The 15701-nt window shown below is 37.1% G+C and carries 17 protein-coding genes and 3 pseudogenes; 12 read left to right on the top strand and 8 right to left on the bottom strand.

From position 1 onward, the window contains the following. Window positions 1-220 (bottom strand): DUF6444 domain-containing protein (locus H592_RS22045; RefSeq protein WP_037071581.1); only part of this gene is annotated, 220 nt, incomplete at its 3' end. A gap of 449 nt (window positions 221-669) precedes the next feature. Between H592_RS22045 and H592_RS0110515 the strand changes: the two genes are divergently transcribed. The 4 genes and pseudogenes from H592_RS0110515 to H592_RS23970 all read left to right on the top strand — a co-directional run. Beyond that, window positions 670-948, top strand: a complete 279-nt coding sequence (locus H592_RS0110515) for a hypothetical protein (RefSeq protein WP_028868743.1) — start codon at window positions 670-672, stop codon at window positions 946-948. A 646-nt stretch (window positions 949-1594) separates the two neighbouring features. After that, window positions 1595-1771 (top strand): DUF1328 domain-containing protein, encoded by a 177-nt coding sequence (locus H592_RS23630; protein WP_028868744.1) that lies wholly within the window; start codon window positions 1595-1597, stop codon window positions 1769-1771. A 122-nt stretch (window positions 1772-1893) separates the two neighbouring features. Further along, window positions 1894-2196, top strand: a complete 303-nt coding sequence (locus tag H592_RS0110525) for a hypothetical protein (RefSeq protein WP_028868745.1) — start codon at window positions 1894-1896, stop codon at window positions 2194-2196. Between the two features lie 398 nt (window positions 2197-2594). After that, window positions 2595-2729: pseudogene (locus H592_RS23970) on the top strand (IS4-like element ISMps1 family transposase); the annotation flags it as partial. A gap of 53 nt (window positions 2730-2782) precedes the next feature. Here the strand turns inward: H592_RS23970 and H592_RS22050 are convergent. Further along, a complete protein-coding gene (locus H592_RS22050; protein WP_051369130.1) occupies window positions 2783-3139 on the bottom strand; it encodes a transposase in 357 nt (118 codons plus the stop codon). Between H592_RS22050 and H592_RS0110540 the strand changes: the two genes are divergently transcribed. Further along, entirely contained in the window at window positions 3129-3575 is a 447-nt protein-coding gene (locus tag H592_RS0110540) for a PEP-CTERM sorting domain-containing protein (protein ID WP_028868746.1), read from the top strand. The two genes, H592_RS22050 and H592_RS0110540, sit on opposite strands and share 11 nt — an antisense overlap. A gap of 230 nt (window positions 3576-3805) precedes the next feature. Here the strand turns inward: H592_RS0110540 and H592_RS0110545 are convergent, their stop codons facing one another. The 4 genes from H592_RS0110545 to H592_RS0110560 are packed head-to-tail and all read right to left on the bottom strand — an operon-like array spanning window position 3806 to window position 10052. Then, on the bottom strand, window positions 3806-5053 hold the full coding sequence (locus H592_RS0110545) for a hypothetical protein (RefSeq protein WP_028868747.1): 1248 nt from the start codon (window positions 5051-5053) through the stop codon (window positions 3806-3808). Between the two features lie 11 nt (window positions 5054-5064). After that, window positions 5065-8007, bottom strand: a complete 2943-nt coding sequence (locus tag H592_RS0110550) for a site-specific integrase (protein WP_028868748.1) — start codon at window positions 8005-8007, stop codon at window positions 5065-5067. 4 nt (window positions 8008-8011) lie between these two features. Continuing rightward, complete coding sequence (locus H592_RS23285) at window positions 8012-9571, bottom strand: hypothetical protein (protein ID WP_051369131.1); 1560 nt, start codon at window positions 9569-9571, stop codon at window positions 8012-8014. 1 nt (window position 9572) lies between these two features. Continuing rightward, complete coding sequence (locus H592_RS0110560; protein ID WP_028868749.1) at window positions 9573-10052, bottom strand: hypothetical protein; 480 nt, start codon at window positions 10050-10052, stop codon at window positions 9573-9575. A gap of 859 nt (window positions 10053-10911) precedes the next feature. On the opposite strand from H592_RS0110560, the gene H592_RS24595 reads away from it, so the two are divergent. Next, complete coding sequence (locus H592_RS24595; protein ID WP_028868750.1) at window positions 10912-11217, top strand: hypothetical protein; 306 nt, start codon at window positions 10912-10914, stop codon at window positions 11215-11217. On the opposite strand, the gene H592_RS0110570 is transcribed toward H592_RS24595, so the two are convergent. Next, complete coding sequence (locus tag H592_RS0110570) at window positions 11174-11452, bottom strand: type II toxin-antitoxin system RelE/ParE family toxin (protein ID WP_028868751.1); 279 nt, start codon at window positions 11450-11452, stop codon at window positions 11174-11176. The genes H592_RS24595 and H592_RS0110570 overlap by 44 nt on opposite strands. Next, window positions 11449-11733 (bottom strand): type II toxin-antitoxin system TacA family antitoxin, encoded by a 285-nt coding sequence (locus tag H592_RS0110575; RefSeq protein ID WP_028868752.1) that lies wholly within the window; start codon window positions 11731-11733, stop codon window positions 11449-11451. The genes H592_RS0110570 and H592_RS0110575 overlap by 4 nt, the downstream gene beginning before the upstream one ends. A gap of 453 nt (window positions 11734-12186) precedes the next feature. Between H592_RS0110575 and H592_RS0110580 the strand changes: the two genes are divergently transcribed. The 6 genes and pseudogenes from H592_RS0110580 to H592_RS0110605 form a co-directional block, all read left to right on the top strand. Further along, entirely contained in the window at window positions 12187-12441 is a 255-nt protein-coding gene (locus H592_RS0110580; protein WP_028868753.1) for a helix-turn-helix domain-containing protein, read from the top strand. Then, window positions 12441-13745 carry a type II toxin-antitoxin system HipA family toxin gene (locus H592_RS0110585; RefSeq protein WP_028868754.1) on the top strand — a complete coding sequence of 435 codons (1305 nt, stop codon included), beginning with the start codon at window positions 12441-12443 and terminating at the stop codon, window positions 13743-13745. Before H592_RS0110580 ends, H592_RS0110585 begins: the two co-directional genes overlap by 1 nt. Before the next feature lie 177 nt (window positions 13746-13922). Further along, window positions 13923-14183 carry a helix-turn-helix domain-containing protein gene (locus H592_RS0110590; protein WP_028868755.1) on the top strand — a complete coding sequence of 87 codons (261 nt, stop codon included), beginning with the start codon at window positions 13923-13925 and terminating at the stop codon, window positions 14181-14183. A 64-nt stretch (window positions 14184-14247) separates the two neighbouring features. Then, a complete protein-coding gene (locus H592_RS0110595) occupies window positions 14248-14595 on the top strand; it encodes a HipA N-terminal domain-containing protein (protein ID WP_028868756.1) in 348 nt (115 codons plus the stop codon). Window positions 14596-14636: 41 nt separating this feature from the next. Next, window positions 14637-15267: pseudogene (locus tag H592_RS24600) on the top strand (IS6 family transposase). Between the two features lie 153 nt (window positions 15268-15420). Beyond that, window positions 15421-15701: pseudogene (locus H592_RS0110605) on the top strand (IS110 family transposase); the annotation flags it as partial.

Here is a 15701-nt window from a genome sequence, read left to right on the forward strand (position 1 = left end):
CACTTGAGGGCGGTTTGCTGCTGTTGTTACTATTTTTTGATAGCTTTTCTTTGAGTGTGTTAACTTCAAGCGTTAGCACGTCAACTTGCTGGGTAAGTGAACTGACTTGTTGAGTGAGCACATCAATTGTTTTCACCTGCACACGGGTTATCTCCCAAAGTTGATTGATCAACGTTTGAGCATCTTTGATATTAGTGGCTTGAGGTGCTTTATCATTCATACTGCTATGATAAAGCCTCAAAAGGATCAAGCAACTCGATCCTTGAATGTATTTAAAATAATTTATTTAGGCTGAGTAGTTACCCTAATTCTTTCATTAAAGATGTTATCTTGATGAGTATAACCACCAGTATTCATCATAATTGATACCACCATTTAGATGAAACTAAAAACGTGTCGCCGACAGGGCGAAACCGACGTTAATAATATAATCAAACTGCCTCGACGAGCGCAGACGAGCTAAAACCTCAAGCAAGCCCAACACTACAAAAGGCTGTGTACTCCCCCGCAGGGTATGTGGAACGAAAAAAAGGCTAACAACGCATATATCATTCAGCAACAATAAAACATTAACTCATTGTGGACGTACACCCCACCGTAAAGTTTTCTCAAATCATCAATGGCTTTAGCAAAGCCAAACAGAATGTTTGGATTAGGCTCGTTTGACACATGGATGTGCCGCAAGAGCCGGTGCGCTATAAAAGCCATTTATTATTTGGAGCAGAAAACGATTCGGTGTCAGCCTCTTTGCCGCCTTTCTCTTCTGATAAGAGAAAGATGTGTCGCCGACAGGGCGAAACCAACGTTAATAATAATCAAACTGCCTCGACGAGCACAGACGAGCTAAAACCTCAAGCAAGCCCAACACTACAAAAGGCGGTGTACTCCCCGCAGGGTATGTGGAACGAAAAAAAGGCTAACAACGCATATATCATTCAGCAACAATAAAACATTAACTCATTGTGGACGTACGCCCCACCGTAAAGTTTTCCCAAATCATCAATGGCTTTTAGCAAAGCCAAACAGGATATTTGGATTAGGCTCGTTTGGCACATGGATGTGCCGCAAGAGCCGGTGCGCTATAAAAGCCATTTATTATTTGGAGCAGAAAACGATCCGGTGTCAGTTTCTTTGCCTACTTTCTTTTCTGACAAAAGAAAGTAGGGTCGCCGCAAGGGCGAAATCAAGGTTAACAATCATCAAACTGCTACGACGAGCGCAGACGAGTTAAAACCACTAACAATCACTATGAATAATAATCACATTGCCTCGACGAGCCCAGAAGAGTTAAAAATACTAAAAATAACGATGAATAATAATCACATGCCTCGACGAGCCCAGACGAGTTAAAACCACTAATAATAACTATAAGTAATCATCAAACTGCCAACACGAGCGCAGACGAGCTCCAACTAGTCCCCGTCCCCATGAAAACTTTACATCCCCCCTTGTAAATTTTACTACAAATATTCATACAAACATTAGAAACAAAAAATAAAACAAACAAAATCAATCACTTAAAAACTGGCACAACTCTAGCAATACTCTTACTATAAACATCATTTAACAAACTAAAAATAAAAAGGAGAATCATATGTTAGGTTGGGCATTTACTTTTTTTATCGTCGCTATCATTGCAGGTGTTTTAGGTTTTGCGGGTATAGCAGGTGCAGCAGCTGGGGTTGCTAAAATAATATTCTTTGTATTTATCGTGTTATTGGTCATCTCTTTAATAGCAAATGCATTAAGAGGACGAACACCAAAACTTTAAATCGGCACTTAAACTTATATAACGCCATTTATTCAGCAGGCATGTATTACAAATAAGCAATAAGTAACAATTTAGATTAGTAAACAGCATATTAAACATTTTATTATTAACGGAGAAGCACTATGAACTTCAACAAAAAGAAATCACTATTAATGTTAACGCTAGCAGCGACTTTAGGCTTAGCAGCATGTAGCGAAAATAACGAGAAAACTGCTGGAGAGCATCTTGATGAAACCACTGAAGAAGCAAAAAGCATGGCAGAAACAACCGGTGACAATATCAGCTCAATCGTATCAGATAGTAAAGATGCTGCAAATGACGCAGGCGATACAATAGAAGATGCAGCAACTGACACTGGTAATGCCATTGAAGATACTTGTGAAGACGTTAAAAATGAATTGGGTGCAAAAGATACAGATTGTTAATCCTTTGATTAGATATACGAATAAATATAACGGCTCGCTTAAAGTTAGTATCTAATGTGTCAAGGATAAAGAGTTCAAATATTATATAAAATAAGGCGACTTTAATCTGCTAGCCTAAACATACAAGCGCATATTGTACTCGCAAAAGAACAATATGCGTTTTTCGCTATCAGCTTTTCAAGCAAATGTTACTGGCAATTATCAGCACATGAAAAGGTTAATAGGTGATGTATTCCATTCGAAGTCACCCAGTTGAATTTACTCTGTTTTTTATGCACTCATTCTAGAAGCTAATAGCTCTTCATAGGTTGGATCTTAAGAAGAAAATCAGTTGAAAACATGCTCTGAATTTGATCTGATAGTAATCGCCAAACCACTATCAATGAGCAAATCAGAGCATGAATAAAGATAATACTGAGTTACTGCAAATAACTAAAGTGCTTAATGAATTAAAAATTAATGAAATAGGTAAAAATGTTAACTTTTGTAACCGAAAACGAATTATTAAACCTTTTGAGTTGGTGATGTCGTTATACCATTCTGTATAATTAGTTGGTCAGGATCATCCAATCTCTAGTACACATTTTTATGACTCTTTGACTATCACTGACAAAGTCTTCCACGCATCACATACAGCATCTACAATTGATTCATAGCCATTAAAACAACGATTAGCTAAATGATGTTGACGCAACCAACTCCATTCTTGTTCTATTGGGTTTAATTCTGGTGAGTATGGAGGAAGCTTAATAATGCTCACGTTATTAATGTTGATAGCAAGATCTTCTGTATGCCAACCTGCCCCATCCATAATAATAACTGCATGTCGGTCTTCGGCGGTATTCATCGATATTTGTTTAAGGTGAACATGCATAATATCTTTATTCACATAAGGCATTACCATCGCTTGTGATTGCCCATTGGTAACACACTTGAATTGGATAGATTTAGAAGGATCTCGATGGAACTATGGGGCGAAGAGTGGAGATTTTGGCCTTTTAAATAATTATGCTGGCGTAGGAATCATTACTGAACAAAGTGGCTTAGATTTTACATTTGACGGTTTATGGGCAAAAAAATGGGCGACTGGTATTGAATCTAATAGTACTGACTCATTATTTGGTGTCCTAGAAGGCTATAATGATGGTTTACTAGTTTGGATTACGGCAACAAGTTTAAACGGCAGTTACGAGTATTACTCAGCACAATCAGGTTCAATTGATGAACTAAAACTAAAACTAAAACTAGGATTTGGTAATTTCTTTCTCGTAGATGATATATCATTAAATGCAGGAACTTCTGTGCCTGAGCCTACCCTATTTGTTTTATTAGGAATGGCATTACTTGGGTTAAGTTTTTCTAGAAGAAAAAACGCATAATGTAAACCTATTGCCGATCTTAAAGTAGCTCTGAATAATCAGGGCTTTTTTCGAACAAACCATACGTTCACAATAGTATCAAAAAAAGGATAAAAGCGGTCGGGGAAATTTACTACGTTGCAACTCTTCAAATAAGCTCATTTTCTTAAGTTGCGTTTTTATTTTTATTGAGATTTTTAGGTGTGTTCATCATCTCTATTATTCTTTTTAATTTAGATATTCTTTGAATGCTACACATCAAACCCAAATAAATCAGGTTGTACTTCTTCAAGTTCTTCTAACTCATCTCCTTTATTATCTTTAGCATTTTTTATCATTGCTTTTGCATACTCCATCTTGTCGGGATCTGGCTCAATAGAAACACTCGCATAGGGATGTTTGTGCGTTATATCTTTATAAAACCCCAGCTTGTACTTACTTTCTTGTCCTGCCTCCTTGAGTATGGCGATTTTTACTTTGTCAGAAGTTGTAAAGTCTTTAATTCTAATCGGATCAATGTCTCTTAAGTGCAATATGTACAGTTTATCTTCAGTAAATGAAATAGCATCCGATGCGATAGGGACATCAAAATCATATGGTTTAACTAAACTGAGAAAATACAACTGTGTTGGCTCTATAAATATGTGGCTTTGGTTTGCCTGTTTTATTTTACTGTATTTATTGTAGAAATGTTTAATACGCTCCTTTAAATGATTAATATCCATTATCATATAGCCCAGTTCATCGTGTCTTTTAGGCTTATTCTTATAAAATTCTTCAACGCCTTCTAATGAATGAGTTATCGTATAATTACTGGTTTTAAAGGTGATAGTTTCATTGTGCTGGGCAATTTCAATATTTTCATCTCCTATTTGTTCACAGAGCGTTTTAAGGTTATCTAAGGCTTCTTGTGTAAACACGAATGAGGCTGGTATTTTGATATTATCAGGGATGTCATACCGCTCTAGGTTATTATCACTTTGTACCCATATCTCTTTTTGCTCTTTATCAATAGCAATAAATTGAACAGGACAGTAAGTAGAAGCTACAACTGCTGCTCTCAACATTTCCGGTGCTCTTATTTTTTGAAACTCATATTGCTTTGTTTTTTTACTGTGCTCTTCATGTGCTCGGAAAAAAGGTGCGAAGTCACAGCATAAAAATTCATCTTTACTAGTAGTTATTGCCATCTGATCAGGTGCATTTTCCTTATGAATGAGTTTTAAGCGTATCGCATTACATTTGCCTGCATAGCCAATAAGTTGGCTAAAATATTCACCATCGATTGCAAACCTTCTTGTCTTTAACTTGTGATCCTTTGCTAAAGGGATAGTAAAGTGAAGATATTCAGGTACATGCCCACCAATTAAATGTAATTTGTTTTCCTTTGCATCAATGATAAAGCTGACGCAGCAATCGGATTGTCTTTTATCGAGTTTTTTACTGATTTCAGAAAAATACTCCTGATATTGATGTGGAATAAAAAGTAATTCATGCATTGGTCGATCTCCTATGATGTTAATGTTTGTAAAGCTTGTTGGAGCACAAACTTAGATACAGGGAATATTGGGGTAAGTCTGATGATGAGAGAGCTCGCTCCCTCTTGTGTCCTTTTGACAGTGATCTCTTCTTTGTTTTTGGCGTAGCGAGTTTTAACTAAGATTAGTAAGCGATCCTCCTTTGTTTTACGGTTTACAGTCAATACAAAAGAGCAGGTCAGCCATTGCCATTCTGGTTGCCGAAATACGGCTTCAAAATAGGCTGCGTTTCGGGCGTTGCTTGCAACTTGTATTTGCAGAGCGTGTTGTGTTGAGTTTTGCTGGCCTTTGAGAATGCTTTGCTTATTAGTCTGATCATTACCTGTTGCCTCAATATTGCTCTGGAACAGGGTAATAGGGCCAAGTCCTGCAAGGGCGGTACGCTGTGTTTTGCTGAGCGGGCGATAGGTGTGTCTACCGGAATGCTGCCAAACTTGGCTTAACACAGGAAAGTTAAAGTAGTTTTTCTTTCGCATACTAATAAATAGCGCATCAATAAAATGATGGCATAGGCCGAGTGCTAATTTTTGCCAAAGCGCATAATAATATTTAGGCTCTTTGTAAGCCTTCTCCGCGGCGGATTCTGGTTTGTTATTGGCTTTTGATGGCCATAAATAAGAGCGTAATGCTTGCTCTGAGAGCATGACTGGATTTTTTTGTTTCTGAGTAATAGAAAGGCGCTTGTAATCTTCACTCAATAAACTTAATTTTCTCGACAGGTCGTTTGAATCAGGTGCTAAACCAAGTAAAAATCGTAACTCTGCATGTGAAAAGGCTTGTTGTGCACAAGTGGTCTGCTTTGGTCGTAAGTAGGGAAATAACCACTGTGTGCCATGTAAATAAGACCAACGTGTTGTAGCATAAAACTTATGTCCGATTTGACGGCCAAGTTCAACAAACAAAAGATTATCATTTATCTCACTCTCTTCACGTTTTTCAGTCCAGTAATTGAAGCGTTTTTTCACCATTTCGCGTGACAACATCGGTTTTAAATCTTCATACGCAACTAGGTCATGTCCTGGTTGAAGATAAGCAATATGTAACATTTGCTGTGTAAACAAATGAATACCACTTTTCCGTAAATGGTGAAATCGAGCCGCTTGACCACAGTGTGCTTTGATGGCTTTAGTAACAGGAAGCAAATAGTTTAATTGGCGAGAACTCATTTTCTCATTATCAAAGCCAATTAAGGGATCGTCATCATCACTTTCTTCTTTAAGTTGAATAGCAATGCGTACTAACATTGCCATTGCCTCCGGTAATACAGTATCAACATCACGCGTTTTTTTACCTTTAGGGATGCCCTCTTTTGTCTTCGTAATGGTCAGATGAAAAGCATTGGACTTTTCGGCGACAGAAAAAATATCTTTAATGCGTAGCCTCAGTACTTCTCCACGTCGTAACATGGCAAAATAAGCAATAATCGCGGCCACCGCACAATAAAAACGCTGTAATAATGTGCCACCTGATTGTGTCAGTAATGCATTCACCATTTCGTGTAGCATCGTTAGAGGTATACGAAAAGGATCAACTGTCGGCGCGAGGCTCGGACTCTCAAATACTGCGATATCAAGGTGATCGGTGAGTGCTTGTGTGGAGAGGAAACGAAAAAAGTAACGTAGTGAACCCTTGATAGTTTCACTCTCTTGTTGTTCATATATTCGTTTAGCCCATTCCTGCAGTTGTTCATTATCAAGTGCCATCTCATAGAGGAGCGATTGCCCATTAAAGTGCACTTCAATATTACAGTATTTTGTAATCGTTGCTTTAGACAACACAGTGGCTTGTACGCCACCATATAAAATAAGCTCGCGACAATAAAGGAATAGATAATACTCAATAATATTGTTTGGATTTAAGTCGGGGGGAGCAATGCTATTAATATCGCCATTTTTAGACCATTGGGTGATTAATTGGCGCTGTGCCCAACGAGGTTTTTTCACCTCTGAGTTGGTCGTTCGATAACTATCCTTGCCTTTATTTGTTCGCCAATCTTGTTGATAAAGTCCCGCAAGCATCTGTTTTTTTTGTTTTGCCGAGGGGAGTGCGACATCAAAATCGACATGACGCTCAGGTTGAGCGATATCTTTGAGTAATTTAGAAGGGATGTTATCCCGGTAATGCCACAGTGATTGAAACAGAGTATGCCATTGAGCTCTTTTACATAGCGCTATATGATAAGGGGCACTTGATATTTTATCGTTAAGCAAGTTATACAGTTGCCGGACCGAAATAGGTGATGGTTTCGTTTTGTAATAGCTATCTAATAAACAATAACTGTAGAGGGGCAAATGGTAGCGCGTAAAAGTCGAATTGATTTGTGGAGTCGTTGACAATGGCTGCTGATAGTGCATTACTTTAAGTTGTGTTTGTTGTCCTGTGCGTTCAATACTCGCTTTTTCATTTAATATTGTTGCTAAGTGGTTTAAAGAGAGTGGAGCCACTTCGATTGCAATGGTCAATGCCACTTGTGCAGGTGTCGGAACAACATGAGTTTGTAATATATTAGCTTTATCGATTTCGTAAGTTTGCCAAAGTGTATCGGCGAGTTCAGCTTGTTTACTTAATTGGTTAAACCAAATAAAGTCGCGATCAACAAACATCGCCTTAGTTCGCTCCGGTAGTTCCCACCTCGCAATATCATTAAGATAAATAAGAATAGCATTGAGTGCCCATCGGTAGTGTTTTTGCTTACCTGTAGGTACTTGACTAATCTTTTGCTTTAGTACTTGATAGTGTTCATCCTTCAGCGTTCGCAAAGGGATGCTGTCTTCTGGCCAAAACGATAACACCCATTGAATATCTCCGGTGATGGATGTGTTCGGTTCAGGAGGTAATATTGAATCATTATTGTTATGGCTGTGTTCGAGATAAGTAATAATGGTCGCAGGCGACAATTTTAAAACATTAATCATGCGTTTATACTCCCTGTCTTTGTTGTTTATGAAGCCCTAAACGCTCGACAAGATGTTCTAAATATTTTTGTAATGGCACAAACGAGAGAGGAAATTGTTCATCACTACCAAGGTGTTCACCTAAATTACTATGGCCCATTAGTCGGTCAATTTGTTGTGTGGGAAGGAGATGGGGCGGTAGACTCGTTAATGCGCATTGTGCAAAAAAATGCCGTAATTGATAAGGCACAACACCTGGCCATAATGGCTGCATAGTTAGCCTTAAATTGCGTGCCGTTAAGCATTCCTGGTCGCCTTCCTTATTAATAAAGTACCACATCATTGGATTTTTTTGATGATGAGGAAATTGCATCGTGAGTGTTCTTTGCAATTCAAGGTATTTATTGATTTCCACTTTAAGATAAGTGCATAGCATCACAGGGCGCCATCGACCTTTATCAAAAACACAAGATTGCTCGCCTGCAAAACAACGCTGCCTTTCAATGGTGATTGCGTGTGTTGGCCTGACACCTGTTAAGGCGATAAATAGAAAAGCTAATTGAGTGGTTCGCCATTTGTAGTAAATACGGTGTTGCTCAAGTGTCATGTTCTTTCCTAGATATTCCTGTTCTACACGATCGTGCAACGTTTGAAAGAAACTGGCGACATCCTGTTCAGCTAGGCTTCGCTTACTACCAATGAGCTGCGATGGGATAGCTTCATACTGTTTACCCCCATTTTTAATGTTAAGTTGGTAGGCGGTGATAAAACCATTTTTATTGAGATAGTTTGGTATTTGAATAAGGGGGGCAGAAAAATTTTTAATCTGGCCCATTAAGGTATAAGTAAAGCACTCAGTGAGGCCAAATAGTTTAATGGAATTCACCACTCTTTCTAAATAACGGTTCTGGGCTAAAAATATCTTTTTGCGAAGCCTGTCTGTTTGCTCTGCTTGATAGGCAGTTGCACTTTTATGATTAAGTTTATCCTGACCGAGTAAGACCATTTTAGCCAGTGAAGATAACTGTGGATCCACTTGAGTACAATAGCCGAAGTAGCGGAAGAACACATCGCGTTTATTACGATGATAACGATGCAATAAATGCGGTGTTTTCCATCGTTTTTGTAACTCTTCATAAAATCGCTTTTTTTCTCGCTTCTTGAGTAAGGGGACTTGGTAACTTAATGAGGAAACCATGAACTGAAATAAGGGTTGCAGAAGTGTTGGTAGTGGTTGCCAAAGATAAAGCGTACCCTGCTTAGTATGATAGGGCTGTGCATATTCGGTCCAAGAGGTATTACCCTCTTTAAAGTTGCGTAAACAATGCGCTTCACATTCACTTGCCCCACTAACGCGATGTAAATCTGGAATGTCTTCAAAACAGGTAATTTCATCGAGTTGATTTGTTAACCATAGATAAATAAATAATAATAATAATCGATGTGAATCCTGGTAGAGCATGCTTGATTTAGTGAGTTTTTTAAACGCAACAGCTAACGAAACTGCGGTTCGGTGCGCATTTGGCATAACGCCGCCCGCATTTTTCCGTATGTTTTTTTCTTGTATATCTGCTGTTTTGCCCATTTTAGACCTTAATATGCCTAATAGCAGAAGGCTTTACATTTGCCCATTGCGCTAATTTCTTTTTAGAGGGGGGATGTTTAAGCAGTAGCTTGGATTGTTGGACGCGCGAGCTAAGATTGTTCAATAAGTTACTTTGAACGCGATAATTTAGAGCAGGGGCAAAGAGTAATACTCCCTCGAGAATGCCATCAATTAATAGTTCCGGATAGTAATGAATACTGATCAGTAGTTTGTGTCGCTCGGGGTGTTGTTTGAATAATTCTAATGTGGGGTTCGGGCTCAGTTGCCAGTCAGAGTCTCCACCTTGAGCCTTACAAGCTAATACAGGAGACAAATCAAGTAGTGTTTGCGCGATGTGTAAAGGTAACCCTTGCACCTCAACAGATGAAGATAATGTAAAATGGTCGCAACACGTTATTTTTGACAGTGTTGGGTGATAACGTAATCTAAGCTGATTGATAGCAAGCCGTTTTATTTTCATACCCTTGTTTCTTCCTTTATTCGCCCTGTTAGTTAATGTTTTTATCGTCTATCACCGCTTTAGTATCAAAAATTAGTACGTAAAGATCTATTTACTTAGTATGCTTTTGTAAATTACATTGAATAATAATTACTATATATTGTGTTTTTTAGTGTGCTTTCTACATCATCATGTGTTTTTTATCTATATCATCATCTCGGTCATAAAAGTAATTGTCTAGTCATTTTTTTACTTATAATTAGATACTGTTTGTTTGTTCAGTATAGATCACAAAAATAGAGTTCTTTAAAAGTTATCGTGGATGTCTTGATTAATTTTATTAAAGTTATCCGTGTGGGTATCAGATGGTTGTTGTCGCATATCTTTAATTAGGTCGTTAGGCTTTTTTATTATTGCAACGAATGATCTTGATAGCATTATGATCATGGTAAACATGCTCACTACTTACATAGAACAATAATCAGTTAAAAAAGGGTTTAGGTTTTTAAAAAGCCCAGATTTTTTAACAAACTCAATCTTCATCAAAAAAACAGGGCGAATAGAAGCCTGTTTTTCTTTTAGATATGGAAAAGAGAGTGAGCGTTATAGTAAATACTTATACTACGACTTCGTAATCGATGGCCTTTTATCACCTCAGAATAAAAATACAGTAAACATGAAAAGTCTAAATTTAGTCTTTTTTGTTTTTAATAGTAAAATATTTATGTCGATGTGATTTATTTCAGATTGGCTTCTATGGAATGTATGTCCGGTGATAACTAACGTGAATACATTTCTTATTTAAAAGGAGAATAGTTATGTATTTAGAAACAATAAGTTTTTTAAAAAAAATGCAGCGAATCTTCCATTGGAAGAGCCGTTGATTATTACTCAGAATGGTAAACCCGTTTATGTTATCGAATTTATTCAAGATAGAGAAGAGCGTGAGGAGGCTATTGCCCTATTAAAACTTGTTAGCTTTGCAAAAAACGATAAACAAGCAGGTCGAGTAATGTCATCCAGCTCTTTTAAGGAACGGTTAGCACAACGTAAATCATCCTTAACGGAGTTAAATAATAATGACCACAGTAAGTATATTTTTTCTGAAAAAGAGAAGTCATACAGCCTCGTTAGTTGCCTTTTTAATCCTGTGGAAACTTCTGCTTCTGGTGTAAAACGCGCATAATTCGGATAGTGCCAGCATCTACCCAATATGAGACAATCATAGATACTTCTGGAATAATTAACACACGACCAGGAAAAATATCTCTTTCAACACCCATTAATGGATGTTCAAGTAAACTTTCAACTTTAGACTCTATTATTTGATCCGTTTTTTCTGCTGCGCTAGGATTAAAATCAAATAAAAATTCAAATATTTTTTCACGGTCATTAAGTGATTCCTCTTCCCAAAAAATCATATTTTATCTCTATTACGGATCTTATTCTTTCTAGCCTCCATCTCGATTTTAGCTTCATTGTCTTCAATAAAATTAGCTTTACCACTATCAATCTTGTCAAATGCAGCATTTATTTGTTCTGTTAACCATGAATCATGGGTCATTGTTTTTCGTTGTTCTTCAGCTAAGCCTTCGGTAAGCTCTCTACATGCATCGCTTAATGTGCGCCCTTGGCTTTCAGCCATTAATTGAGCCAAGCGTTTAGTTTCTTCATCAATTCTAAATTGTATGCGAGTATCCATAATAGTTACCTTAATTTTATTGTGTACTCACAAATGTTAGCACTGGTGTTGTACGTAGGCAACTAACAACACTCAAAAGGAAAAATAACAGTTGGTTTTTTTCCTTCGTCGCTTATTTTAACCAAAAAATGATAGCGGCTATTTAATTGAGATATAGCCCTTCATGCGACTTGGTTATATAACCAAGAAGGTCTTAGTCAGACTGATGTCGCTAAATTAATTGGGATACCCAGAACCTCTGCAGTGGAATATTTACAGGTGGCAAGAGAAAAAGGTCTAGTACAGATTTATTTAGACTTAAATATCTTCTCTTCTATAAAATACTCCATAAAAATTAAAGAGTTTTATTATTAGCTCAAAAGGAAATGCTTTACCCGTCGTAGCGTGTAAGTTTGATTTACCTGTTTTACCGTGTAATACTTCACTTACTTGTTATAGCGTGTAAGGTGTAGTATGAAAATATCCACAACAAAACAACTCAGTGCATACTTAAAGAATGTACGTTTAGATAGTCACTTATCTCAAACAGACGTGGCGAAAAAAGTTGGGGTTCGACAAGATACTGTTTCAAATTTTGAGCTAAGAGCGGGAACAACCAAGTTGGATACCTTTTTTAAACTTCTATCTGCGCTTGAATTAGATTTTGAAATTACACCTCGTAATAGCCTGAATAATGATGATAAATCGGACTGGAAAGAGGAGTGGTAATGGCTATCTTAGATGCCTACCTCAATGGCTATCATGTTGGTGAATTTAAAAAATCTAGTAACGGTGCTCATTCTTTTTCCTATTCAACTAGCTGGCTAACATTGTTGGGAAGTCGCCCTATATCATTATCAATGCCATTGGTAAAATCTGAATATCGTGGTGATGTAGTTTATAATTATTTCGATAATTTACTACCTGATAACTCAGAGGTTAGGCAGCGGATTGTTGCTCGTTATCAAGCTAACTCTTCTTTACCCTTTGATTTGTTAACTATGATTGGTAGGGATTGTGTTGGTGCTTTACAGTTATTACCAAAAGGGGAACTCCCCCTTAATGTTAAAAACTTGGAATATAAAGTACTAGACGGCGAAGAGTTAAACAAAATAATCATGGGATATCGGGCTGATATACCACTTGGTATGATTGAGGACCTACACGACTTTCGGATATCTGTTGCAGGAGCACAGGAAAAAACAGCGCTATTGAATATTGATAAAACTTGGTGCTTACCTTTAAACTCCACACCGACTTCACACATCATTAAGCTACCTATTGGGCAGATACAGAGTCACTCATATTCGTTAGATATGTCTGAAAGCGTAGAGAATGAATTTTTATGCATGTTACTGCTGAAAGCTTACGGCTTGTCAGTGGCTAGATGTGAGGTTCTAGAGCTAGAAGATATAAATGCACTTTCTGTGGAACGTTTTGATCGTCAATATTCAAGCGATAAAAAATGGTTAATGAGAAGGCCGCAAGAAGATTACTGCCAAGTATTTAATACACCTTCTGCTTTGAAGTATGAAAATCAAGGCGGCCCAGGCATTGAACAAATTATGAATCACCTATTAGGCTCAAAGAATGCGGCAAAAGATAGAGCTGATTTTATGAAGGTGCAAGTCTTATTTTGGTTGATGGGAGCTTCAGACGGACACGCTAAGAATTTTTCTATTTTCATTTTACCTGATGGGCAATTTCAATTAACCCCATTTTATGATGTGTTATCAGTATTTCCTGTCGTGAATAAAAAGGGCCTCAATATTCGTCAAGTAAAATTAGCAATGGGCTTAAAGACGACGAAAGGTAAAAAATATCATGTGAATAAAATCTACCCTCGACATTTTATTGAAACAGCTAAGCAGGTTGGCTTTGAAATAGCAAAAATGGATACTATATTGAGTGAGGTTAAAGTTAACACTGAAAAAATTATTCTTGATACCCAAGCTAATTTGCCAGTAAATTTTCCTAAAAATATATCAGAAAGTATTTTTTCGGGCATGCTGCAACAGCTTAAAAAGTTATAAATTAAGATTCTTCTACAACCTAGGCCAGTTTCACCTCTAACAATATAAAATAATTTATGCGAACGCAGTTAATGGTCAGTTTTTGATACTTTTATTTAATTATTTATGCGAACGAATGAATTTTTTTTCATTACAGCGTTTTCAAGTTAATATTTATGCAAACGCATAGGTGATTATATGAAAATAAAAAATTTGAAACAACTTGGCCAGCTAGCAAAAATTGTTAGGCAATCACAGTCCTTAGATCAGTCAACAGCAGGTTTGTTATCGGGTAATGGTTTGACGTTTATGAGTCAATTTGAAAATGGTAAAGAAACCGTCGAAATTGGTCGCGTTTTAAAGCTATTTGAACAACTAGGGATTGAACTGTCTATTGATCTACCACCAGCTATCGAAGATAAGTTTTTAGATAAAATTAAAAAAATAAAGGATGATTAGATGCGTGAACTTAAGGTCTATATCAATGCTGAGATAGTAGGAGTTTTATTTGAGACAATGATATTTGGTCTTTTCAATATACTCAGGGGGGCTTAGAAATTTAAATAATTATGCTCTTTGCACTGATATTCCATTATCAGAAAAATTACACATTGATGGCTCAAGTAAACGTTATATTCAATGGTTTTTTGATAACCTATTACCAGAAGAAGGGGCAAGAACCTTATTAGCAAGAGATATTAATATTAATGAAGCGGATTCATTCGGTATTTTGTCTATTGTAGGAGCAGAGTCGGCAGGTGCTATTACATTATCTTCGAAAAGCAGTATTGATAAAACAACGAACAATGTAGTCGAACGGTATTGTCAAGTTAACAACATTTCAACCTGTTGTGCGATACTCTGCAGATGAATCATTCTAATATCTACGCAGGCTAGTGTTATCCTGCACAAATTATCAGCCATGCCGTTTGGCTTTATCATCGATTTACACTGAGCTTTCGTGATATTGAAGAACTGCTCGCAGCTAGAGGCATCGTTGTCAGCTATGAAGCGATCCGGCAGTGGTGTAAAAAATACGGTGCTATCTATTGTAATCAGATTAAAAATAATCGTGGTCAACTCGGTTATACCTGGTATTTGAATGAGGTTTTCATCAAAATAAATGGGGGTATTACATTACCTTTGGCGAGCTGTAGATCAAGATGGTGACGAAATAGATATTTTGGTTCATAAACGAAAGAATAAGACGGCAGCGATGCGCTTCTTTAAACGATTATTAAAAGGGCAGGGAGGTACGCCGTTAAAGATTGTGACGGATAAACTAGCAAGTTACTCTGCCGCCAAAAAAGAATTAATACCAAGTGTAGAGCTCTCAACTGTTCAGTATGAAAATAATGGATGTGAGCTCTCACATCAGCCTACTCGGCAACAAGAACGACAGATGCGTAAATTCAAATCACAGGGGCAAGCCCAGCGGTTTTTAAGTTGCCACGGAGTAGTAAATAATCTGTTTCGTTTTGGCCGTCATTTAATGCAAGCGAAACATTATAGAGCATTCCGCGATCACTCATTCTCTGAATAGGTGCAGGTTAGTTGTATCCAAAATTTAGATTAAGGCTAATTTTATAGCCTTTAGTCATCCTAGTTACTGTAAGATAATTGGACTCCCTCTACACCTTCGTTAGCGTGTAGAGTAATATCATTGTTACCACACAAAATATTAAAGGAGTCCTCAATGGATAGTACAATAGTTGGTGTTGATTTAGCAAAAAGAGTTATTCAAGTTTGTATTTATACAAATAAAAAAGTGCATTCAAATATTGAAATGACATCTGATGAATTTTTACTTTGGTTATTTCAACAAAAGCCTGTAACTATTATCTATGAGGCATGTAGCGGGTCTAATTACTGGAAACAAAAAGCAATTGAAGCGGGTCACAAGGCGTTATTGATTTCAGCTCAATTGGTATCAACGATAAGACAAAACCAAAAAACAGATAAAAATGATGCACTTGC

Source organism: Psychromonas arctica DSM 14288 (genome assembly GCF_000482725.1).
Lineage (GTDB): Bacteria > Pseudomonadota > Gammaproteobacteria > Enterobacterales > Psychromonadaceae > Psychromonas > Psychromonas arctica.